23 protein-coding genes and 1 riboswitch are annotated in these 20170 nt (G+C 39.3%); of the genes, 11 read left to right on the top strand and 12 right to left on the bottom strand.

Annotated elements, in window-relative coordinates; all coding sequences use genetic code 11:
* Window positions 1–10: 10 nt before the first annotated feature.
* Window positions 11–1009: a metal ABC transporter solute-binding protein, Zn/Mn family gene (locus R2B77_RS04600; RefSeq protein WP_203247344.1), complete on the bottom strand. Its 999-nt coding sequence runs from the start codon at window positions 1007–1009 to the stop codon at window positions 11–13.
* Between the two features lie 194 nt (window positions 1010–1203).
* On the bottom strand, window positions 1204–2175 hold the full coding sequence (locus tag R2B77_RS04595; protein ID WP_203247343.1) for a DMT family transporter: 972 nt from the start codon (window positions 2173–2175) through the stop codon (window positions 1204–1206).
* Between the two features lie 139 nt (window positions 2176–2314).
* On the opposite strand from R2B77_RS04595, the gene R2B77_RS04590 reads away from it, so the two are divergent.
* The gene (locus R2B77_RS04590) at window positions 2315–3190 is read left to right on the top strand and encodes a LysR family transcriptional regulator (protein WP_203247342.1); all 876 of its coding nucleotides are present in this window, start codon (window positions 2315–2317) and stop codon (window positions 3188–3190) included.
* A 207-nt stretch (window positions 3191–3397) separates the two neighbouring features.
* Here the strand turns inward: R2B77_RS04590 and R2B77_RS04585 are convergent, their stop codons facing one another.
* The 7 genes from R2B77_RS04585 to R2B77_RS04555 all read right to left on the bottom strand — a co-directional run bounded on the left by R2B77_RS04585 (window position 3398) and on the right by R2B77_RS04555 (window position 8321).
* Window positions 3398–3667: an alpha/beta hydrolase gene (locus R2B77_RS04585; protein ID WP_203247341.1), complete on the bottom strand. Its 270-nt coding sequence runs from the start codon at window positions 3665–3667 to the stop codon at window positions 3398–3400.
* 119 nt (window positions 3668–3786) lie between these two features.
* Window positions 3787–4407: a nitroreductase family protein gene (locus R2B77_RS04580; RefSeq protein ID WP_203247340.1), complete on the bottom strand. Its 621-nt coding sequence runs from the start codon at window positions 4405–4407 to the stop codon at window positions 3787–3789.
* A 144-nt stretch (window positions 4408–4551) separates the two neighbouring features.
* Complete coding sequence (locus R2B77_RS04575; RefSeq protein ID WP_203247339.1) at window positions 4552–4980, bottom strand: MarR family winged helix-turn-helix transcriptional regulator; 429 nt, start codon at window positions 4978–4980, stop codon at window positions 4552–4554.
* A gap of 27 nt (window positions 4981–5007) precedes the next feature.
* On the bottom strand, window positions 5008–5613 hold the full coding sequence (locus R2B77_RS04570; protein WP_203247338.1) for a flavin reductase family protein: 606 nt from the start codon (window positions 5611–5613) through the stop codon (window positions 5008–5010).
* A gap of 18 nt (window positions 5614–5631) precedes the next feature.
* Window positions 5632–6570, bottom strand: coding sequence for a ring-cleaving dioxygenase (locus tag R2B77_RS04565; protein WP_203247337.1), 939 nt, complete (start codon window positions 6568–6570; stop codon window positions 5632–5634).
* Between the two features lie 153 nt (window positions 6571–6723).
* On the bottom strand, window positions 6724–7320 hold the full coding sequence (locus tag R2B77_RS04560) for an NADPH-dependent FMN reductase (RefSeq protein WP_212391433.1): 597 nt from the start codon (window positions 7318–7320) through the stop codon (window positions 6724–6726).
* 17 nt (window positions 7321–7337) lie between these two features.
* The gene (locus R2B77_RS04555; RefSeq protein WP_203247335.1) at window positions 7338–8321 is read right to left on the bottom strand and encodes a ring-cleaving dioxygenase; all 984 of its coding nucleotides are present in this window, start codon (window positions 8319–8321) and stop codon (window positions 7338–7340) included.
* Window positions 8322–8680: 359 nt separating this feature from the next.
* On the opposite strand from R2B77_RS04555, the gene R2B77_RS04550 reads away from it, so the two are divergent.
* The 3 genes from R2B77_RS04550 (at window position 8681) to dapA (ending at window position 11776) form a co-directional block, all read left to right on the top strand.
* Entirely contained in the window at window positions 8681–9400 is a 720-nt protein-coding gene (locus R2B77_RS04550; RefSeq protein WP_203247334.1) for a GntR family transcriptional regulator, read from the top strand.
* Between the two features lie 26 nt (window positions 9401–9426).
* The gene (locus R2B77_RS04545) at window positions 9427–10344 is read left to right on the top strand and encodes a DUF7916 family protein (RefSeq protein ID WP_203247333.1); all 918 of its coding nucleotides are present in this window, start codon (window positions 9427–9429) and stop codon (window positions 10342–10344) included.
* Window positions 10345–10454: 110 nt separating this feature from the next.
* A riboswitch (Lysine riboswitch) is annotated at window positions 10455–10632 on the top strand.
* 259 nt (window positions 10633–10891) lie between these two features.
* On the top strand, window positions 10892–11776 hold the full coding sequence (gene dapA / locus R2B77_RS04540) for a 4-hydroxy-tetrahydrodipicolinate synthase (RefSeq protein ID WP_203247332.1): 885 nt from the start codon (window positions 10892–10894) through the stop codon (window positions 11774–11776).
* 208 nt (window positions 11777–11984) lie between these two features.
* Here the strand turns inward: dapA and R2B77_RS04535 are convergent, their stop codons facing one another.
* The 3 genes from R2B77_RS04535 to R2B77_RS04525 are packed head-to-tail and all read right to left on the bottom strand — an operon-like array spanning window position 11985 to window position 14598.
* Complete coding sequence (locus R2B77_RS04535) at window positions 11985–12770, bottom strand: ABC transporter permease (RefSeq protein ID WP_203247331.1); 786 nt, start codon at window positions 12768–12770, stop codon at window positions 11985–11987.
* A 15-nt stretch (window positions 12771–12785) separates the two neighbouring features.
* Window positions 12786–13667, bottom strand: coding sequence for an ABC transporter ATP-binding protein (locus R2B77_RS04530; RefSeq protein ID WP_203247330.1), 882 nt, complete (start codon window positions 13665–13667; stop codon window positions 12786–12788).
* Between the two features lies 1 nt (window position 13668).
* Window positions 13669–14598 (bottom strand): ABC transporter ATP-binding protein, encoded by a 930-nt coding sequence (locus tag R2B77_RS04525; protein WP_203247329.1) that lies wholly within the window; start codon window positions 14596–14598, stop codon window positions 13669–13671.
* Window positions 14599–14789: 191 nt separating this feature from the next.
* On the opposite strand from R2B77_RS04525, the gene R2B77_RS04520 reads away from it, so the two are divergent.
* The 7 genes from R2B77_RS04520 to R2B77_RS04490 all read left to right on the top strand — a co-directional run bounded on the left by R2B77_RS04520 (window position 14790) and on the right by R2B77_RS04490 (window position 19963).
* On the top strand, window positions 14790–15410 hold the full coding sequence (locus R2B77_RS04520) for a TetR/AcrR family transcriptional regulator (protein ID WP_203247328.1): 621 nt from the start codon (window positions 14790–14792) through the stop codon (window positions 15408–15410).
* 222 nt (window positions 15411–15632) lie between these two features.
* Window positions 15633–16109: a DUF2975 domain-containing protein gene (locus R2B77_RS04515; RefSeq protein ID WP_203247327.1), complete on the top strand. Its 477-nt coding sequence runs from the start codon at window positions 15633–15635 to the stop codon at window positions 16107–16109.
* A 9-nt stretch (window positions 16110–16118) separates the two neighbouring features.
* Entirely contained in the window at window positions 16119–16334 is a 216-nt protein-coding gene (locus R2B77_RS04510; RefSeq protein WP_203247326.1) for a helix-turn-helix domain-containing protein, read from the top strand.
* A gap of 46 nt (window positions 16335–16380) precedes the next feature.
* The gene (locus R2B77_RS04505) at window positions 16381–17148 is read left to right on the top strand and encodes a DUF817 domain-containing protein (RefSeq protein ID WP_203247325.1); all 768 of its coding nucleotides are present in this window, start codon (window positions 16381–16383) and stop codon (window positions 17146–17148) included.
* Window positions 17149–17527: 379 nt separating this feature from the next.
* Window positions 17528–18280, top strand: a complete 753-nt coding sequence (locus tag R2B77_RS04500; protein ID WP_203247324.1) for a GTP cyclohydrolase II — start codon at window positions 17528–17530, stop codon at window positions 18278–18280.
* Window positions 18273–19388: a bifunctional diaminohydroxyphosphoribosylaminopyrimidine deaminase/5-amino-6-(5-phosphoribosylamino)uracil reductase RibD gene (gene ribD, locus R2B77_RS04495; protein ID WP_203247323.1), complete on the top strand. Its 1116-nt coding sequence runs from the start codon at window positions 18273–18275 to the stop codon at window positions 19386–19388. Before R2B77_RS04500 ends, ribD begins: the two co-directional genes overlap by 8 nt.
* Before the next feature lie 2 nt (window positions 19389–19390).
* Window positions 19391–19963: a 5' nucleotidase, NT5C type gene (locus R2B77_RS04490; RefSeq protein WP_203247322.1), complete on the top strand. Its 573-nt coding sequence runs from the start codon at window positions 19391–19393 to the stop codon at window positions 19961–19963.
* Window positions 19964–20170: the final 207 nt, after the last annotated feature.

Below are 20170 nucleotides of genomic sequence, written 5' to 3'. Positions count from 1 at the left end.
GCTCCAAAAGTTATTGATTACTCAATGCTTTCGCTAACGTTTCGATGTTGTATTCCATTAAAGATAAATAGTCCTCTTTATTCTCCACATCCTTGGTCGTTAGGATACCAAGATTATGTAACATCAGTGAATCGGCACCGATTTCTTTTCGAATGACGTCGGCTAATTTAGAAGAGACGTTTTGTTCGAATAAAACATATTTTACGTCATGCTCTTTCGCGTATTCAACGAGAGAAGCTAGTTGCTTTTGTGAAGGTTCGCTTTGCGAATTTAATCCGGCAACTGCCACTTGTTCAAATCCATACGTATCAGCGATATAACCGAAAGCTGCGTGTGAGACGAAAAATGTTTTTATAGAAGCATTGGCTGCCATATCTTTAAATTTTTGATCAATTTCAAGTAAATCTTTTTTTAGTCCTTCAAAGTTTTGCTCAAATGCATCCTTTTTGTCAGGAGATGCCTCGATGAGCGAGTCTTTAATGGTTATTGCAAGTTCTATACTTAATATAGGTGAAATCCATATATGAGGATCGAACTCTCCATGGTCGTGCAAATCATGACCCTCTTCGTCATGCTCATGGGATTCATATCCCTCTTCTCCGTGATTGTGGTCATGACCCTCACCTAGCGACTCTTCTGGAATATCATCAGCGACTGCTACCATTTTGACGCGTTCGCCTTCCATGGTCTTTTCAGCATTCTCCACAAATCCTTCAAGCCCAAGTCCGATATAAAAGAATAAATCCGAATCAGCGAGTGCAATCATATCCTTTTGCGTAGGATCAAACGTATGCTCATCGGCCCCGGGGGGATAAATAGATTGGACATCAACCGCATCCCCACCAATCCGTTCTGTGAAGTATCGAAGTGGATAAACAGTTGTGTAGACAGATAAAACATCTTCACTTGCCTCCGTTTTCACCTTCTCTTTTGCTGACTCTTTGTTGCCACATGCTGCGAGTAATAATAGGATAATCACTGATAAAACCGAAAACAACTTCTTATTCATTGAATCAATTCCTCCTTCATCTCCACAAATCGTAATCATTACGTTTTAGGTGCTTATTTATCATACAAGAAGGATTTATTTTTTGCAACTGCATTTATACAAAATGTATATTTTAAAAAAGTAGATCTGGCACGAGACTGATCAGCTTGAAACTTTCATAGAAACATAAAAAAACGACTTGTTGAAGTCGTTTTTTACGTTTCCAATAATCTTCCTTTGAATTTCTCTTTCGGCTTCCTTTTTTTCTCCAGCAACCTATGAAAAATATTATTTGAAAGTAAGGATATGATAATGAAAATTGTACCTACATAATCATAAACAGTGATGCCTACACCTTGAAAAACTTGAATCACCAATGTCGTAACGGGTACAAAGTTAAGAAATAATAATCCATTCAACGGTGTGATAACACTCACGCCATAATTCCATCCTACCAAGGCAATAACGCCCGGGAAGATCACCATAAAAGCAATATGAGGGCTCGTCATGATCATCGTTTCAACCGTCGGAAACGAGATATATCCAGAAAGCGTCGCACCCAAAACGACAACGGCTGCCGTAGCCGTTCCAAGTAAACAGCTTAGCGTAGAATAACGTAATGCAGACCAGCCATCCTTACTAAAACGGCTTCCACCCATCGTGTAGACGACCCATCCAACGACTGCAATAAAAATGAATAAAGATGGAATAATATCATTTTCCGCTGTGAAAAATGCCCCAAAATGACCTTTTGTGACGACTAACGATGCGCCGACAAATCCTATAAACACACAAAATATCGTAATTGCATGAGGGCGTTGCTTTACTAGCGCCCAGACAATGACGATTGAAATCATCGGCATTAAAGCTTCCATAATGGAAGCTACCATTGTACCTGGATTGCCCAATAAGTCTTGTCCCCAGAAAATCAGCAAATTATAAACCGTAAAGGCCATTGTGCCGAAAAACCAAAGGTACCAACCTTTCCCTTCAAAACGAAAAGCTTGTTTACCTTCCTTCCATAACAGCCACACGATTAAAATGATCGTTACAAAGACATAACGAAAAATCGTAAAATAAAATGGGTCGATATGATGAAATGCATGATTCGCTACTGGAAACATGGCTCCCCACGATATTGCTGCGATCAAACATAAAATAGCTCCCCATAATACATTGTTTTTCATAAAACCCCTATCTCCTTCAATTGTCTTCTACCTATTCATTAAACCACAGGTCTGACATCTCTCAAAATGAACAATATTGATGCCTAACATCACTATTGTTGATATCATAGAATAAAAGTAAGTTGAAAGGGGTAATCACATGGAGTTTAAAGACTTGGAAATCTTTCAAATGGTTGCGCAAAAAGGTACGATTACCGAAGCTGCAAAAGAATTAAGTTACGTCCAATCCAATATTACATCAAGAATCAAGAAGCTTGAGGCTGAAATGAACACGGCTCTATTTAATCGTCACAACCGCGGAATGACGTTAACACCTGAAGGTAAAAAATTGCTTGTCTATTCCGAGAAAATCCTATCACTAACAAATGAAATGAAAAAGGTCGTCCAAAGTAAAACCGAGCCAGCAGGAAAACTGGAAGTTGGATCCGTAGAAACAGTCATTAAATTACCAGCTATACTATCTTCCTATAACAAAAAATATAAAAATGTAGACTTATCACTCGTGACAGGTGTTACTGAACAACTCCAAAAAGATGTATTAAATCACAGTTTAGACGGTGCTTTCGTGACAGAAATCGACCAACATCCTGAACTTGTTTCCCATGACGTCTTTCAAGAAGAGCTTGTCTTAATATCGGACAAGACGAAAACATCAATTGAACAATTGAAACAGGAACCATTCCTATGCTTTAGCAAAGGATGCGGTTACCGGGCAAGACTGGAAACATGGTATAAAGATCAAAACATAACGCCACAAAAAGTGATGGAATTCGGGACCTTGGAAACAATCATAGGCAGTGTTTCCATGGGACTTGGCATTACGTTTGTTCCAAAATCAGCCGTTTCCCACTTGGCAGAAAAAGGTCTTGTCCAGTATCATTACTTACCTGAAAAATATAGTAAAATCAATACCGTATTCATAAGACGAAAAGACGCGTATTTAACCTCCACACTCGAAAAGTTTATCGAAACATTTGAACATAGCGAAGGCGACCTGGCTTATCTGCTAACTTGACGATTTTGTCGAAACCAACCGCTTTTGGGACGAGGGAATAGAGGTCTTCTGAACTGGAGAAGGCCGCCCTCCATAATAAACAGCGATGGGTGCTATGACCTCCCCTAATTCATCCATTGTTTCATAAATGAACTGTTGAAAGCGCTCAAATGAGTCAATTGATAATGAATGGAGCTGCTTTAAATCTTCCTCAATCTGTTTTTCAGACTAATTTTCCATTTTCTTATAACGGACTGCGTAGTCAATCGTCCGTCGCTTCAACTCTAAGGGTGGTCTATCTATCGTATAAGCGATTAATGCCTCCGCCTCCTGTCCATGTCCACTAAACAATGGAACGAAGCAAGTAAATCCAAATGACTGATGAATCGGTTCAGCTAATGCTTTCATATCACGCGTATGGCTTGTAAAAGAGTGGAGCAAGAGAACAGCAATTTCATTGCCCTCTATAAAAATTGGTTGGGCTTTTTTAATGCGCACATCTTCACCTCATACTAAGGATTTTCTACTCTGTTTTTGTAAAACGGCTTATACCAATCTTCTTGATTACCATTTCTAAACATCGGCGCATACTTTTTTCCTTCTCAAATTCCGGTTTTTCACACGTATTGCACAAACTCACCTATGGGCTTTCGATAGCCTCTTGGTCTTCTACTTTCCACCTTTTCTTTTCCTATGGTAATCATCATAACCGGTTCATATTGCTCGGAAATAGACAATAACTTTTTTAGTTGCGCCGAATCATAGCCAATCATCGGGCATGTATCCCATCCCTTACTTTTTGCTGCAAGCATAAACATCATCGCTGATAATGAAGCATTCCGAATGGCTTCATCCCTCTGAAACACTTCTCCCCGGCTTTCATATAGAGAAATAACGTCTTGTATTTCATGTTCGTATTGTTGTTTATTCAAAATGCCAAGCATGAGTAGACCTTCATAAATCCGTTCCGTTTCTTTGTATGCATCCTTGTCACCTAGAACAATAATGACTGCCGAAGCTGAGTGAACTTTATATTGCCCAGATGCGGCTTTTCTAACCTCTTCTTTTAATTCAGAATCCAGTACTACAAGATAATTCGTATGTTGTAAATTAAATGCAGAGGGAGCCATCTTCACAAGACCGAAAATTTCATCGAGTTCCTTTGCAGTGATTTCAACCCCCTCCATAAAGTTACTTGCTGAACGTCGTTCCACTACTAACTGATTAAACGCTTCCATACTTTTACCTCCAAAATTATTTTAGTGAACTAACATGAGAAACTACAAGTCCATTGGTTGGTAAATCCCTATTTTTTAAGTTATTACTACTTCCATTTTATACTATTACTAATCTCGAATTCGAGGTATTATTAAACAAAAAAATTATGTCTTCACTTTTTTACTCACTTTACCCAAAAGCTTTACCATCATCTCGGACTCATTATCAGTTAAAGAGCCAAACAGATCATTCACCATCTCTCGATGGGTAGGCATGATTTTCTCCATTAAGCGAATCCCATCTTCCGTTAATAGCACATGGATGACTCGTCGATCATTCGGACATCCATTACGATTTAATAATCCCTTATGCTCCAGCTTATCTATAACATAAGTCATAGAACCACTAGAAATGAGTATGCTATTGCCAATCTGCTGAATCGTTTGCTTCTCCTCCAGATAAAGCGCCTCTAGTACAGAAAACTCCGTTATGTTCAGCTTATTAGTAAGCATTTCTCGCCTTATTCGCTCCTGAATTGCTTTGGTTGTTTTCATTAACATCAAATAGGTTTGATTTTCACATTTTCCATTCATTTAATCACCTCACGAGATGCTATCTCACTACTTCGGTCTTTCAATAGAAAATATATCACCAATCCGCGCGTAATTGGCACCTGCTAAACGACTAACTGCCTTTAAACCTCTAGGGTCGATTCGTCCATCTTCATATATTGCTTCATCGACATGAAATCGTACAACTTCTCCAATAAACAAATCACTACCCGGGGCATCTCCACCTAAAGGAATAGCCTGAACAAGTCTGCATTCCATTCGAACTTTCGCTTCCTTCACGCCCGGTACAGATATATTTTCACTTTGTACAAGCGTTAGATTCGCCAATTCGATTTCACTTTCAGTTGCCGGTAATGAGGCTGCAGTTTCATTAACCTTCACCATATTATCCTCATCCACGATATGCACAACAAATTGGCGATTACTATAAATATTTCGAGCCGTATCTTTTAGATGGTCATCCGGCCTTTGGATAGCAAGTGAAACCATTGGTGGGTTGGATGAAACAATATTAAAATAGCTAAAAGGTGCACCATTTACGATACCATCCTCAGATTGTGTCGTAACAAAAGCTATCGGTCTAGGAATGATAGAACCAATAAGAAGTTTATAATTATCCCGCTCACTATTTTCTTGAGGATTGATTGAAATCAACTGCCTTAGCCTCCTTATTTAGTCGATTGGACGCACTTGAATTGGAATAAGCGAATGAACTAATTGCTCACGACGCTGCTCATATTGTGCCGGTAACATCAACTGTGTTCCCATTGTTTCAGCTGTTTCATCATGGGCAAATCCTGGTGGGTCTGTTGCGATTTCAAATAGTATTTCGCCTGATTCACGGAAGTATAGTGCGTTGAAATAGTTTCGGTCCTTCACTTCAGTTACATATTGGCCATGATCTCCGGCATATTGTTGCCATTCAAGAAGAGCCGCATCATCTTTTGCACGCCATGCAATATGGTGAACAGTCCCGACACCCATTGTGCCACGAACACCCGTGATCATTTTTAAATCTATGATATTACCGATAGCAGCTGGAGCTTGATAGCGTGTATAATCACCTTCCGTTCCAACCAATTCAAGGCCCATTACATTAGTTAGTGTTTCGGCAGTTTCTTCTGGTTTGCTTGAGTACAGTGTTGCACCGCCGAATCCTTTAATGGCAACTTCCGGTGTTACGCCGCCAAATGTCCAGTTGTTTTGTCCACCTTCTGCGCGTGCTACAAGCTCTACATGTAAGCCGTGCGGATCATCAAATTGAATGACTTGTTCTCCAAATCGCTCTGCTTTTTTAAATTCAATACTAAATTTTGTCAAACGGTTTCCCCAAAAATCTAAAGATCCTTCTGGCACAACATACGTTGTTACACCAACTTGTCCGTCCCCAATTTGTCCTTGATAGGCATCTGCCCAAGGGAAGAATGTAATAATTGTTCCTGGCTTGCCTCCCCCATCACCAAAATAGAGATGGTAAGTACCAGGGTCATCGAAGTTCACGGTTTGCTTAACTAAACGTAAACCCAATACTCCCGCATAAAAATCAATATTTTCCTGTGGATGACCGACGATGGCTGTAATATGGTGAATACCTGCTGTTTGCTTTTTCATTATTATTTCCTCCTCTTTTTTTGAATGAACTTCATAAATTCTGAGCAAAACCTTTAATCTATTTAATAGCGTTTTGCTCAGAATTTATTTATTAAAATCACAAAATGTGCGCATACACATTTTGTGATTTGTAGAGATTTACTTACTTTTAGATTATTTACGTACTGTATTCAATGCAGTTGTCCAAGGAATTACTTGGTCTAGCATTTGATTTACTGAATCTGCTTGTACAGCAGCTGGTTTGAAGTCTGTACCATTTTCGAAGTCTGTAAATAATGATAATGCCGGATGTACACGAACATGTGCGACAAGCAATTCACTTAAAATGCCACGTAAATGTTCTGCAGCACGAGCTCCACCTACTGAACCGTATGATACGATACCCGCTGCTTTGTTGTTCCACTCATCACGCAAGTAATCTAATGCGTTTTTAAGTGATGCTGAGATAGAGTGATTATACTCTTGAACGATGAATACGAATCCGTCTTGTTTGGCAATGATTTCTGACCATGCTGCTGCACCTGATGCGTCGCCGCCTGCTTCACCTAACAGTGGTAATTTGTATTCTGCAATATCGATAATCGTGTAGTTTGCATCTCCACGTTTATCTGCTAGTTCTTTTACCCATGCTCCTACTTGTGGACTTACGCGTCCTTCACGTGTTGATCCTAAAATAATACCTATATTTGATTTTGTCATTATTTTTTCCTCCTCTTGTTGTGCTCCAAATAATTTACCGAAAAAGCCCATTTTCCAATTTCACCTCCTTATAAGTACTCTTTTTCAATTTTAAGCGTGCTACGCACTGTGTCGATTGGTCTCACTGTTGCTTCAATTTGCTCCCGTTTTCCTTCAAGGAATGGCGGTAGGGATAGAATTTCACCTACTGTTTCATAAGGCTCATCCCCCATAAATCCAGGACCATCTGTTGCCCATTCAAAAAGGATGCCAGGTGCTACGCGTGCATATAAAGATTCAAAGAAGAAGCGGTCCACATACCCAGAAGTACCGAAACCAGCAGCTTCCATATGTTCAATCCATTCATATAATACTTTCGTATCTTCTACACGGAAAGCCGCGTGATGCACTGTACCGAATCCTTGTCGACCCGCTGGTAAAGTCGTATTGTGCTCGACAATTACTTGCGCACCATTTCCACCTTCACCAACTTCAAATAAATGCTGGGAACCCTCTTGTGCAATCTCGCGCATTAACATTACTTTTTCCAATACTTCCTTCAAATAATCAAATTGTTCGATGCGAATATGAATGGGTCCTAAACCTGTAATCGCAAATTCCAAAGGTACCGGACCATTCTGCCAAGGCGTGCCTGATGCAACACCCTTGTTCAATTCATCAGACACTAACATATATTGTTGGTCATCAAAGTCCACAAATGAAATTGTTTTCTTCCCAAACGTTTCTTCAATACCTGTATTTTTCACTTCGTACTTATCAAAACGTTTCACCCAGTATTCAAGTGCAGCATCCGTCGGGACACGGAAAGCTGTTTTGTAAATCTCATTCGTTCCATGTGTACCTTTTGGAATACCAGGGAAATCAAAAAATGTCATGTCCGTACCAGCAGAGCCTTTATCGTCTGCGAAGAATAAATGATACGTTTGAATATCATCCTGATTGACTGTTTTCTTCACAAGACGCATTCCTAATACATATGTGAAAAATTCATAGTTTTTCTCTGCACTGCTCGTAATCGCTGTTACGTGGTGCATTCCTTTTAAATGGTTCATTCTATTTCCTCCTATTGTTATTTCGAACCAATATACCTTGAATTCTAGATATATTGATTCAAAAAAATTTACTACCCTTATCAAATTTACTCGATTTTATTAATACCTCGAATTCAGTTATCTTGAATTCAAACTAAATTTAACATAGATTTAATCTTACTGTCAACACTTTAGTTTAAAAAGGGTAGTGACAAGTACTTTAAACGTAAATACTTCCCTTATCAACTCGTATGAAATTTCCTACTTCAATCGGGGAATGATATTTTAAGTAGCGCACACCTAGTGGTATAGACAACTATACCACTAGGTGTTAAAATGAAATTTGAGGTTACGTCTTGAGGATGAAGGGAATTTACAGAATGATAAACAAAAACTCGTCCATACCAATTTATTCTCAATTGGAACAAGTAATAAAGGAATTAATCACGAAGCAACTAAATCCCGAAGATCTAATACCCTCCGAGCGCGAATTTGCTGAGAAGTACGAAGTGAGTAGAATGACAGTAAGACAAGCGATTACTAATCTTACAAACGATGGCTACCTGCAACGTAAACGCGGAGTAGGAACCTTTGTTGCATTGAAGAAGCTCGAGCAAAATTTAGATCACTTAACGAGTTTTTCGGAGGATATGCGTTCACGAGGGATGGAACCAGGCACAAAGGTATTAGCATTCAACAAAATTGAAGCAAACGAAGAGATAGCGCAAAAATTAGGGCTAAAAGAAGGATCACCTATTTATGAAATCAAAAGATTGCGCTTAGCCGACCATTTACCAATTGCTTTACAACTATTTTATACGTCAGTGGACCTCGTGCCAGGGTTAACAAAGGAAATTGCAGAACAGTCCATCTATCAATATGTCGAAAGTGAGCTTAACTTGAGTATATTGTCCGCACAACAGGATGTAGAAGCAATGGTTGCCGAGAAGCGTGAAGCAGAAGCTCTTCATATTAAAGTGGGTGATCCCGTACTCTATATTTCCCGAGTAGGTCTTGTTGAAAATGATAGTCCATTAGAGTTTGTACAATCATTTTATCGTGCTGACCGCTATAAATTCAAAGTGAAAGTGACAAGATAAAATACTAATTAAATGGAGGAATTTCTGTGAAAAGATTATTAGATTGTACCGCTTCCGATTTTCAAAAAATGAATGGCCAAGACTTAAAGAAATCGATACGCGCATGTGAAGGAAGAGTGATGTTATCGGAGACGATGACTTCTGTAGCACCATTATATCCAGGTATTACAAATGCTGAACTTGCTGCTTCCTTTGGTGCGGATTTACTATTATTGAATTTATTTGACGTTTTTAACCCTGCCGTTGAAGGATACAAATGCGATGAGAATGAATCAATCATTCAAAAGGTAAAAGAATTAACAGGGCGTCCTATCGGTCTAAATTTAGAACCCGTTGATCTGAACGCTGAACAAATTGAAAAGCTAGATACTGTTTCAAAGGGGCGAACAGCTACCGAAGAAGCATTACGTGAAGCTAAAAAGCTAGGCTTTGATTTTATTTGTTTAACTGGGAATCCCAAAACCGGAGTGACAAACGAGGAAACAGTCGTTGCCATTAAGAAGGCACGGGAGATTTTTGGTGAAGAAGGATTAATCATCGCTGGGAAAATGCATGGCGCTGGTGTCGCAAACGAAACAGGTAGCGGCATTATTTCAGAGGCGACTCTTTCAAGCTTTATCGAAGCAGGCGCTGATGTTATTTTAATGCCTGCCCCGGGAACTGTGCCAGGAATCACAGTCGATACAGCTGAAAAATACGTTCGCTTCGTCCACGCAAAAGGCGCGTTAGCCATGCTCACTATCGGCACAAGTCAAGAAGGAGCAGATGAGGCAACAATTCGTCAAATCGCACTCAATAGTAAAATGGCTGGTGCAGACATTTACCATATCGGCGATACAGGATTTTATGGAATCGCGGTGCCAGAAAACATCATGACCTATTCAATCGTTATCAGAGGCAGACGCCATACGTATGTAAGAATGGCAGCGTCAGTTAGGCGCTAAACGAGGATTTATCATACCGCCCAAACACTCCACTTTACTTTCAACTTGCAATTGTACTGAATACCGTGTAAGGTGGTAATAATTTAATATTACTTATTTCGAAACTTTGAAGTAAGGATAGAGGCGCAAAAACCATTAGTAGACAATCCGAGGATAATGAGATCCTACGAAGATTGTAGAAAGGGGGATTTGCCGAAGTGGAGAGACACTCATTATCTCGAAGCTGGTTCTGCGTTGAATAAGTGCAGGATTGTCATATAGGAAACTATATGGAGGGCTATCTTATGCAAAGAAATAATCCATTATTTCACTGCAACAACGAGCCCTCGTTGTTGCTTTTTTGCGTCTACTGATAAATTGCCCTCCACCCTCTATTTTATTTTTTATTTATCAATTACGCCTTGGCGTAATTGCGTCCGGATTTTTTTCGAGCTCGCTCGAATAGCTTCCTTAAAAATCCGTGACATCCGCCGGAGGCTTTATCTGAATTCAGCAAAGGTTTTCCGCTGAATTCAGATAATAAAAAATGAATAGGATGTGGAGAATGATGAATTTCGGACAAATTGTAACAGCGATGGTAACTCCTTTTAATGAACATGGGGACATTGATTTTGAAGCAACCAAAAATTTGATTGAGTATTTAATCGCCAATGGGTCGGATAGTTTAGTGGTGTCAGGGACGACTGGTGAGTCCCCGACGTTAACGACGGAAGAGAAAATAGCATTATTCAAATTTACAGTGGAGGTTGTCGATGGCAGAGTGCCGGTAATCGCTGGAACGGGCTCGAACAGCACAAGGGAATCGATTGAACTGACGATGTTAGCAGAAGATGTTGGTGTCGATGCGATTATGCTCGTCGCTCCCTACTATAATAAGCCATGCCAAGAAGGATTGTTTCAACACTTCCAAACGATTGCAGCGGCGACTTCTTTACCAATTATGTTATACAATGTGCCGGGACGAACAGTTGTCAACATCGATGTCGACACAGTCATACGCCTCGCAGCAATCACTAATATCGTCGCGATTAAAGAAGCTAGCGGTAATTTGGATGCAATGGCTGAAATCATCGAGCAAACACCAACAGAATTTTCCTTGTATAGCGGCGATGACGGCCTAACTATCCCGGTATTAGCAATTGGTGGAGCTGGCGTTGTTTCTGTCTCCTCCCATGTTGTAGGAAATGAAATGCAAACAATGATTAAAAACTTCAAAATGGGCAATATCAAAGAGGCGGCTGCAGACCACCGTAAATTGTTGCCTATTATGAAAGCCCTTTTTGCCGCCCCAAATCCATCACCAGTAAAAGCGGCATTGAATCTAAAAGGAATCCCCGTCGGCGGCGTCCGTTTGCCGATGATTCCATTGAACGATGAACAGCTCCATTCATTGCAACGTACGTTGTCTAGTTATGATAGTGTGAGTGTTTGATCATCACGGTGACACATTCACCTAAACACTTAGAAAAACACCATGCCCTATTCAATTCAATCAGGATTAAAGTACGACGGATAAAAATGGCAGCAGCTGTAAGGTTCTGAAAGAGGACATCCGTCCGACTCTAAAAAGGCTATCCAAAAGTTTATTACACTTTTGGATAGCCTTTTTCATTGATATGAAAGTAAACACTTGATGTTCATTAAAGAGGCAAGTCCTTGCCCTTAAAAACACGTATACCAATGATATAAATAACAATCCCCACAACCCCAAGTATAGTAAATGGCAACCAATAACTATCTCCACTTAAAATAGCAGCTGTGTCAAACAGTGAATTCAACGATAGATATTTGAATCCCTCCAAACTATCACTTACCTGTGCCATCAGGTGAAATAAGAAGAAGGCAACCGGAATACCCGCACCTAATGCCAGCGAATGTTTAGATAAATTGAAAATACAAGAGAACATGAAAGAAATGCCACTTGTTGCAAACATAAGAAGAAATAAGCCTGCATTCAGCGCTATAAAATCTACCAAATAGGTACCCAAATCTCCTTGAGAAATGTGTATGGCTACCATTCCCGCAAGCGTCACGATTAAAAACATCGTAAAAACAGCTGCAATTAAGTACAATGCCTGTGTTCGTACGACTGCCGTTCTCTTAATTGGCGTCGATAACAAATAGGCCATCGATCCTTTGTCTACTTGGGAGGCAACTAAACTATTTGCAGTCATAATTATAAAAATAAGAGGCAATATAACACCATGAATCGAATAAAACGTTTGTGTCAGCATCCCTAAAAAGCTTGTATCACCTAACAGACTTGCTAACGGCGTATCTTTGACCATATCGGCCATATTTGTTAGCGTAGAAGGTTCGAATACGGCAATCAGCACTGCATTTAAAACACTTAATACGACTGTAAATACAATCCACAGTTTGTAATTAGCCCGCACTGTTTGTTTAAAAATCGTGGCATTCATCATGACAAGCATCCTCTCTTAATATAGGCTTTTGAAGTATTTTTCAAGTGTATACTTGATCTCTGTAATAAATTGAATAGGATATCCTTTTAACACCCGTAAAAATGGATTGATATCCTGGTCATTCACAGTAACCGTGATTTGATACTGATCCTCTCTTTTTTCTATAAAAGTGAAGGGTTCGGATAAAAACCTTTGATAGTCTTGTGAAGTAGAAAAAGCAATTTTATATACCTTATCTGTGTTGTGTTTCACTTCGATTGTTGGTTTAACCGCGATAATCTTCCCTTCTTTAATAAGCGCCACTTTGTCACAAGTATGCTCAACCTCTTCAAACATATGGCTCGACATAAAAATGGTTTTTCCTTTTTTCTTTTCCTCATTTAATAAATTGACAAATTCAACTCTCATTAACGGGTCTAGTCCTGTTGTCGGCTCATCAAGGATTAAGATGTCTGGATCAGCCATGAAAGCTGCTACAATCGCTGTCTTTTGCTTCATCCCTTTAGACATTCGTTTTAAATTTGCTGTCGGATCGAGTTGAAGCTTGTCAATCATTTCATTTGCATAAGACATATCTGTTAATCCGATTAATTCGGCTTGCCATTTTAAGAATTCTGTTCCCGTTTTGGCATCTGGAAAATTAATTTCGCCAGGAATATAACCAATGTATTGCTTTGTTTCTGCAGAATCCCTCCAGCTATCTAACCCATTGATGAAACAATATCCAGCTTGTGGTTGTAGAAACCCCATCATATGACGGATAACTGTTGTTTTACCTGCCCCATTCGTCCCTACAAAGCCAAAAACTTCACCCTTTTCAATCGAAAGGTTAATATCAAATATGCCTCTGCCATTTCCATAGTCCTTTGTCATGTTTTTAATTTCAATAGTCGACATATTACTTAGCACCTTCCTCCGTATCTAAGTTGCGATCATAAAACTTCATAAAGTAATCTTCTAACGTGAATTTAATTTCAGAGAAGAACTTTAAGTCATATGTAGAAATATGATTGATAAAATGATTGATATCATTGTCCTCTACTTGGATTTTCGCTTGTTTCTTCAAATGATTGGCGTCTAGCACATGTAGGTCCTTCTTCGCTTCTATGTCCTCATAAAAACGATTGAATTCCTCAGTACTTAAAAATTCGATTTCAAATACTTTTTGTTCGTTATAACGTAGATCATCCGCCACAAATGATGATATTAATCGTCCATCTTTAATAATCGAAATCCTGTCACATGTAGCATCGATTTCACTAAATATATGACTGGAAATAAGGATTGTTTTTCCACGCTCTTTTTCTGCTTTAATAAATTCTATAAAAACAGTTTGCATGATTGGGTCCAGTCCACTCGTCGGTTCATCCAAGACAAGTACAGCTGGGTCGTGCATAAAAGCCGTAACGATTGCTAGCTTACGCTTCATGCCCAAGGACATACGTTTTAGTTTCCCTGCTGGTTCTAGTTCAAACTTGTCAATTAAATAATCTGTATGCGTAAAATCCTTAATGCCTCGTAAATCTGCCATCATTTTTATAAATTGTGTACCCGTGAGTGATTCTGGTAGCGCGATTTCCCCTGGTAAATAACCTAGATTTTTTTGAATGTCAGCAGCATGCTCCCAACTGTCTAGGTTATTGACAAATGTATGCCCCTTCTGCGGTTTAGAAAAGCCCATAATATGACGAATTGCAGTTGTTTTACCTGCCCCATTAGGTCCGAGAAAGCCATATACTTCCCCTTTATTCACAGTAAATGACACATCGAATACGCCTCGATTATGGCCATAGTCTTTTGTTAAATTTTGAACCTGTAATACAGACATTTAAAAACCCCCTTCTGAAAGTAATGTACTTATACCCGTTTATTTAGTACAGTAACAAACAACGTGTTGTTTATCTTCTATCTATAGAATAGATAGAAATAAAAAGTAAGACAAGAATCAGTAATAGTAGTTGTGTTGCTTATCCAACATATCGGCATTTTCTGTTGGATAAAATGAAGGAGGACAGAACCTTGGATGAATTATATACAGACTTACGGGTTATACGCACAAAAGAAGCGATACGACACGCACTCGTAGAATTGATTGATGAGAAAGGCTTCGAGGCTATTACGGTGAAGGATATTGCTTCGAAAGCAAGGATCAACAGAGGTACTTTTTATGCACATTATGTAGACAAAAATGATTTGATGAATAAATGCCAGGAAAGTATTCTGAACGGTATGAGGAGCATTGTGACAAAGAAAATACCCGTTGCGCTAGAAAGCTTTACTATGAACAAAACACCTGATTTTAATGCATTCACTCCTGCAATTTCTATATTTGAGTATCTTTACGACAACAGGGAGCTTATGAGAGCCTTGTTAGGTACAAGAGGAGATGTTACCTTTCAAACGAAATTGAAAAGCTTAATGTGGAGAATACTATTTGAGGGCAATGAAATATCTACTTTCAATAAGGAGAATTTACTTGTACCTGGTGAATATTTAGTTTCCTATATCGCCTCGGCACACATAGGCGTTATTCAACAGTGGCTAGATAGCGGCAGTCAAGAATCACCACAAGAAATGGCACGGATTTTATCGACCATCACACTAAACGGTCCTTTCTATGCTGCTGGGTTAAAAAAGTGATTTCAGTATGTCTCCACACAATTTGAATCAGTGAATATGAATCAATTAAATAATTTAAAGTGATAGAGCATTCTACTGTATTGTGGGATGCTTTTATCTTTATCTAAAATCAAAAAACGTTTTCCGAACGATAATAATACATCTATACGCAATAGTAATTTATTGCAAAACGATAAATACGGTGTTAGAATCAATTTTACAATAACTAAATGAGGTGCTTTTATGAAACGAGGGTCAACACTATTTTTAAAGACGGCTGTTATTCTAATGGGAATGCCAGTCCTTGCTCTGTGTACATTTGGGGTATATCAGCTCGCCAATAATCCAGTAAACCCGGATTATGCCCATATACTCTATCCCATTTTAATAGGTATGTATGTCTCGGCTATACCGTTTTTCATCGCATTGTATCAGGCTTTTAAACTGTTAAATTATATTGACAATAACCAATCTTTCTCGGAGCTGTCTGTTACAGCGCTCAAAAATATTAAATTCTGCGCAATGACAATTAGTGGATTGTATATGATCATTCTGCCATTTGTATTTCTCGTTGCAGATCTAGACGATGCACCGGGTTTAGTCATAGTTGGAATGGTTCCTGTTTTTGCTTCAATGGTGATTGCTGTCTTTGCCGCTGTTCTTCAAAGACTTTTGCAAGAAGCAATTCATATAAAATCAGAAAATGATTTAACGGTCTGAGGTGATAATATGACGATTATAATTAATATTGACGTGATGCTGGCTAAAAGGAAAATGAGCGTAACTGAACTTACAGAAAAGGTCGGAATCACGATGGCTAATATTTCTATATTAAAAAATGGCAAGGCAAAAGCAATTCGTTTATCCACTTTAGAGGCGATTTGTAAGGCTTTAGACTGTCAGCCTGGAGATATTTTGGAATATCGAAGTGATGAGGACAAGTAATCTGTGGAACTTCTATCGTCAGAAAAAATCGTTGGAGGCATTAATCATGAGAGCACTTAAACAACTTGTTCGTTTCGGCTGGGAACAAGCCCTATCCTGTTTGTTTCCCGTCGTTATTTTCGCCTCTTTGGCTTTGACGCAAATCATCTCCCTCCCCTTTCTGCCACGGTATGACTGGATACTTATCATCTGCCTTCTGATGCAATGGTGGATGGTGCGTTCAGGACTTGAAACTCGGGATGAATTAAAGGTTATTACATTGTTCCATGTTATTGGACTTGCTCTTGAAATTTTCAAAGTACATATGGGTTCGTGGTCTTATCCAGAGGAAGGCTATGTCAAAGTTTTTGGCGTGCCTTTGTATAGCGGATTCATGTATGCAAGTGTCGCAAGTTATCTCTGCCAAGCGTGGAGAAGGCTTGATGTTGAACTCGTTAAGTGGCCACCTTTTTTACTAGTTGTCCCTCTTGCAGCTGCGATTTATTTAAACTTTTTCACCCACCATTATTGGATTGATGTGCGTTGGTGCTTAGCTGCACTTGTCATAATTGTCTTTTGGCAATCGTGGGTCACGTATAGGGTTGGAAAGACCCGTTACCGTATGCCACTCGCGCTTTCCTTTGTGCTCATCGGATTTTTTATATGGATAGCAGAAAATATTGCAACATTCTTTGGCGCTTGGCAATATCCAAACCAAAACGATACATGGAGTCTTGTTCATCTAGGTAAGGTGAGCTCATGGCTTTTATTAGTCATTGTCAGCTTTCTGATTGTGGCGACTTTAAAGAGGGTTAAAGGGAACAGTTCTACTTAAACCGATAACCCTCTGTATCGTTTTAAGTAATTGCCGATTTGAATACTCCACCTTTATTATTCCCTTCTGAGCAGACAATAACATTTGTAAGACCACCCTTCTTCTCCAATGTTTTTCACAATGACAGACTCTCCTCCTTATCCTGTAAGCATAATAGCGCCAATTGTTTGACGTTATTCCTAAAACGGTGTTATGTTACGAGAAACAGAACCTCCTACAAAATACTTTTGTCCACACTTTTATTTACTCGTAAGAATATAATGTATTTATAAGAATGTACAACCATGATTTGACTATGTGGTTTAACATACTATTTAAATAAAAATTGTCAAAAACCCATTTACGCAATAACCCAAATTCAAATAAAAGGAATGATTCCATGTTACATGCGAAATTAGAGCCGAAAGTTCTTGATATTCTAAAAGATAAAATTCAATTAATCGAAACAGATGAAGGAGCCATTTACTTAGTTGGTCCCATTAAATTACCCGTCAACCTTTACGGAGAAACGGTTATTTTTCAATGGTATTGTTGGCTGAATCGCTGCCAAGTAACAGAGAACTATCAGGAAATTATTGATCAGCTTTCCTCTGCTAATTTGGCGGATTACCAACAGTCAAGCGTGCTTGTTTACGGAGATTTTAAAGAGTCAGATGATGCACTCATTCGGATGCATTCCATTTGTCATACGGGAGACATATTTGGTAGTAAACGATGCGATTGCGGCTATCAATTAAAACAATCTATGCAAAATATTGTCGAGCATGGGACAGGTGCGCTGTTTTATTTAGCGAACCATGAAGGCCGCGGAATCGGATTATTTAGCAAGGCAATGGCTTATGTACTCCAAGAGAATGGATACGATACAGTAGAAGCAAACGAAAGCCTTGGCTTTGTCGATGACTCTAGAAATTACGATGATGCCATTCGCGTCTTAAAGACGCTCCGAACAAAACCAGTCAAGCTTATGACGAATAACCCCAAAAAACTCGAAGCAATGAAGAATGCTGGCCTTCCTGTTTCGGGTCGCGAGCCACTGTGGGGAGATCAATCAGAGTTCAACGAAAAATATTTGCAAACAAAGATTCGGCGCTCTGGCCATATTGAGGAAGGGAATCAGCCGAATGACTAACCATGCGTTTTACATGAATTTGGCCCTAGAAAATGCACAAGCAATGAAGGGACAAACTGACCCAAACCCACTTGTAGGTGCAGTTATTGTCAATGAAAACCGAATCGTTGGGATAGGTACGCATTTAAAAGCCGGAGAACCCCACGCTGAAGTACATGCCATTCGAATGGCTGGTAAGAAGGCAAATGGCGGAACAATTTATGTCACCCTTGAGCCATGCTCTCATGTTGGAAGAACGGGGCCATGTGCAGAAGCGATTGTTGAAGCGGGAATAAAGACTGTCGTTATTGCCACACTCGATCCGAATCCAGTCGTAGCCGGAAACGGTGTGAAGATTTTGCAAGATGCAGGAATTGAAGTCGTTATCGGCGTATTAGAAGAGAAATCCCGAAAGATGAACGAAGTGTTTAACAAATTTATCGTCGAACAGAGGCCCTTCGTCACGATGAAAGCCGGAAGTACATTGGACGGAAAAATTGCTACACATACAGCTGATAGTAAGTGGATTACATCCGCCGAGGCAAGAAACGATGTGCATGTATTGCGCAATGAGAACATGGCCATTTTAGTCGGTGTCAATACGGTAATCGAGGATGATCCTGAACTAACAACGAGGATTCCGAATGGTAGAAATCCAATTCGCGTCATTTTAGATTCTACATTACGCATTCCTCTTGATTCGAAAGTAGTAACGGATGGACAAGCAGAAACGTGGATTTTCACTGCAACTACGTATAAGGAAGATGCTAAGAAAAGATTAGAAGAAAAAGGCGTGTTGATGTACCATACTTCTGGAAGTAAACATGTAGACACCGATGAAGTACTTCAGATTCTTGGTGAAAAACTTGTTTCTTCTGTCTTGATTGAAGGTGGCGGTTCGATTCATGCCGCCTTCCTTGAAAGGCAGCTCGTCGACAAGGTGGAGATTTATATTGCTCCAAAATTAGTCGGCGGCTCACAAGCGCCTACATTCTTGGAAGGTACAGGCGTTGAATTAATGCGTGATGCTGTAGATTTAGAAGACCTCCATATTACGCAAATAGGTAAGGACTTCAAGTTCACGGGCTATCCGAAATATACTAGACAACAAACTAATGAGGGTGTTTAACGATGAAATTTGGTTTTGATATCGATGATACATTGATCAATTTAAGAGAACACGCTTTTCAACTGTACAACGAAAAGTTGAATCGCGATGTACATATAGATCTTTTTCACGCATTAAACAAGGTAGAAATTCATGACATCTTCGACATGACGGCTGAAGAAGGCAGTCAAATGTGGAATCGCTCACTCGAAGAAATCTATTATACATCGTGCCCACCGTATCCTGATGCTGTAGAAACATTGAAAAAGCTAGAAAAAGATGGACATGAAATCTATTATATTACGGCAAGGCCAAAGGAACATGGCGAACGTACAATGGAATGGATGATTGAACAAGGCTTTCCTGTTCAGAAAGAACGATTTTTTTACGGAATGAATGATGAGGACAAGGTTCATATTATAAAAGATTTGAATCTTGACTATTATTTCGATGACAAGCCTGCAGTTCTTGAAACATTAAGGGATTGTCAGCTAAACTTGTTTGCGAAGGCTCAATCCTACAATAAGCATTTGGATATTCCACAAATCACAAATTGGTCTGAACTAGCCGATTTGCTCAAAAAACAATTTAATTAAACACCAGGCGCTCTGTATATAGATGCTTTTGATCGCTTTGGGATTGAACTGACTTCTATACAATAAACGTACTGTTTTATGAATAGGGATGCGACTTTGTCGCATCCCTATTCATTCTTTGCGGTAATCGTATCGTGATCGTTCATCCGTCGCTTTCCAAAAACGTAGACACACAAAGTGCTGATGCTTTTGTGGACGAGGGAATAG

The organism is Sporosarcina beigongshangi (genome assembly GCF_033485195.1).
Classification (GTDB): Bacteria; Bacillota; Bacilli; order Bacillales_A; family Planococcaceae; genus Sporosarcina; species Sporosarcina beigongshangi.
Note: the sequence above shows the minus strand (reverse complement) of the source record. Positions and strands in the feature narration are given on the sequence as shown.

What these genes read in the sequence shown, in the direction of transcription:
- R2B77_RS04505 (WP_203247325.1), top strand. Translation starts at nt 16,381, where the DNA reads ATGAGAGCACTTAAACAACTTGTTCGTTTCGGCTGGGAACAAGCCCTA.
- R2B77_RS04525 (WP_203247329.1), bottom strand. Translation starts at nt 14,598, where the DNA reads ATGTCTGTATTACAGGTTCAAAATTTAACAAAAGACTATGGCCATAAT.
- R2B77_RS04550 (WP_203247334.1), top strand. Translation starts at nt 8,681, where the DNA reads ATGATAAACAAAAACTCGTCCATACCAATTTATTCTCAATTGGAACAA.
- R2B77_RS04565 (WP_203247337.1), bottom strand. Translation starts at nt 6,570, where the DNA reads ATGAAAAAGCAAACAGCAGGTATTCACCATATTACAGCCATCGTCGGT.
- R2B77_RS04555 (WP_203247335.1), bottom strand. Translation starts at nt 8,321, where the DNA reads ATGAACCATTTAAAAGGAATGCACCACGTAACAGCGATTACGAGCAGT.
- R2B77_RS04600 (WP_203247344.1), bottom strand. Translation starts at nt 1,009, where the DNA reads ATGAATAAGAAGTTGTTTTCGGTTTTATCAGTGATTATCCTATTATTA.
- R2B77_RS04535 (WP_203247331.1), bottom strand. Translation starts at nt 12,770, where the DNA reads ATGATGAATGCCACGATTTTTAAACAAACAGTGCGGGCTAATTACAAA.
- R2B77_RS04580 (WP_203247340.1), bottom strand. Translation starts at nt 4,407, where the DNA reads ATGGAAGCGTTTAATCAGTTAGTAGTGGAACGACGTTCAGCAAGTAAC.
- dapA (WP_203247332.1), top strand. Translation starts at nt 10,892, where the DNA reads ATGAATTTCGGACAAATTGTAACAGCGATGGTAACTCCTTTTAATGAA.
- R2B77_RS04510 (WP_203247326.1), top strand. Translation starts at nt 16,119, where the DNA reads ATGACGATTATAATTAATATTGACGTGATGCTGGCTAAAAGGAAAATG.
- R2B77_RS04575 (WP_203247339.1), bottom strand. Translation starts at nt 4,980, where the DNA reads ATGAATGGAAAATGTGAAAATCAAACCTATTTGATGTTAATGAAAACA.
- R2B77_RS04590 (WP_203247342.1), top strand. Translation starts at nt 2,315, where the DNA reads ATGGAGTTTAAAGACTTGGAAATCTTTCAAATGGTTGCGCAAAAAGGT.
- ribD (WP_203247323.1), top strand. Translation starts at nt 18,273, where the DNA reads ATGACTAACCATGCGTTTTACATGAATTTGGCCCTAGAAAATGCACAA.
- R2B77_RS04490 (WP_203247322.1), top strand. Translation starts at nt 19,391, where the DNA reads ATGAAATTTGGTTTTGATATCGATGATACATTGATCAATTTAAGAGAA.
- R2B77_RS04530 (WP_203247330.1), bottom strand. Translation starts at nt 13,667, where the DNA reads ATGTCGACTATTGAAATTAAAAACATGACAAAGGACTATGGAAATGGC.
- R2B77_RS04595 (WP_203247343.1), bottom strand. Translation starts at nt 2,175, where the DNA reads ATGAAAAACAATGTATTATGGGGAGCTATTTTATGTTTGATCGCAGCA.
- R2B77_RS04560 (WP_212391433.1), bottom strand. Translation starts at nt 7,320, where the DNA reads ATGGGCTTTTTCGGTAAATTATTTGGAGCACAACAAGAGGAGGAAAAA.
- R2B77_RS04515 (WP_203247327.1), top strand. Translation starts at nt 15,633, where the DNA reads ATGAAACGAGGGTCAACACTATTTTTAAAGACGGCTGTTATTCTAATG.
- R2B77_RS04500 (WP_203247324.1), top strand. Translation starts at nt 17,528, where the DNA reads ATGTTACATGCGAAATTAGAGCCGAAAGTTCTTGATATTCTAAAAGAT.